2 protein-coding genes are annotated in these 1,183 nt (G+C 72.2%); both read left to right on the plus strand.

Features of this window, described 5'->3' with window-relative positions; all coding sequences use genetic code 11:
• Positions 1-26 precede the first annotated feature (26 nt).
• On the plus strand, positions 27-422 hold the full coding sequence (locus ACIBO1_RS31685) for a Fur family transcriptional regulator (RefSeq protein ID WP_396698721.1): 396 nt from the start codon (positions 27-29) through the stop codon (positions 420-422).
• A 70-nt stretch (positions 423-492) separates the two neighbouring features.
• Positions 493-1,101, plus strand: a complete 609-nt coding sequence (locus tag ACIBO1_RS31690) for a hypothetical protein (RefSeq protein ID WP_396752909.1) — start codon at positions 493-495, stop codon at positions 1,099-1,101.
• The last annotated feature ends 82 nt before the right edge of the window (positions 1,102-1,183 follow it).

Below are 1,183 nucleotides of genomic sequence, written 5' to 3' on the forward strand. Positions count from 1 at the left end.
GGCACGCAGCGAAGCGGAGGGTCGGCATGAGCGAGAGTGCGGTGGTCCGGAACACCCGCCAGCGGTCGGCGGTGAGCGCGTTGCTGGCCGAGCTGGAGGGCTTCCACAGCGCCCAGGACCTGCACGCGATGCTGCGTGATCGCGGCGAGCGGGTCGGGTTGACCACGGTCTACCGGACGTTGCAGGGTCTGGCCGACGCGGGCGAGATCGACGTGATGCGCCCGCCCGGCGGAGAGCACCTCTACCGCAGGTGCAGCGAGGGGCATCACCACCATCTGGTCTGCCGGGCCTGCGGTCGTACGGTCGAGGTGGCCGGGCCGACGGTGGAGAACTGGGCCGACCGGGTGGCGGCTCAGCACGGCTTCACCGACGTCAGCCACACCCTGGAGATCTTCGGGACCTGCCCGGACTGCGCCCGCTGATCCCGCGCACTCCCGGGATCGGGCGTCCGTGGGGGTGCCCGCCGCGCCCGAGCGTGGCACGCTGTCCGGCGTGAAAATCTACGCTGATCGCTTCCCGACCGCGCTGCGCCAGTTCCTCACCGATCTGCTCGTCGTCGCCTGGGTGTACGCGGCGATCCGTGGTGCGCTCTGGCTGCACGAACTGGTGCAGAAGCTGGCCGTACCCGGGCAGAAGCTGGAGGGGGCCGGCGGTGGGCTGGCCGACAACCTGGCCGACGCGGGCGGCAAGGTCGGCCGGGTGCCGTTGGTGGGCGACGAGCTGACCGGCCCGTTCGAGCGGGCGGCCGGCGCGGCCCGTTCGCTCGCCGAGGCCGGGCGTGACCAGCAGGAGTTGGTCGACCAGTTGGCGCTGGCACTGGCCGTCGGGCTGCTCATCGTCCCGCTGGGGCTGGTGCTTTTCGGCTGGCTGCCGCTGCGGGTGCGCTGGATGCGGCGAGCCGCTTCGGCGGCGGCCCTGGCCGCCGCACCCGCCGGTCGGGACCTGCTGGCCCTGCGCGCCCTGGCCGGTCAGCCGCTGCGCAAACTCACCCGGATCTCCCCGGACGTCGCCGAGGCGTGGCGGCGCGGCGACGACACCACCGTCAACGCCCTGGCCGCCCTCGAACTCCGCCGCCTCGGCCTCCACGACCCCCACCCCTAACCCCAATGCCGCTCAGTTAGGGCGGTGGGCGGGTTGTCAATGTTGCTGTTTCGAGGATGTTGATGTTGATGGTGGCGTGGTA

The organism is Micromonospora sp. NPDC049903 (assembly GCF_044460945.1).
Classification (GTDB): domain Bacteria; phylum Actinomycetota; class Actinomycetes; order Mycobacteriales; family Micromonosporaceae; genus Micromonospora.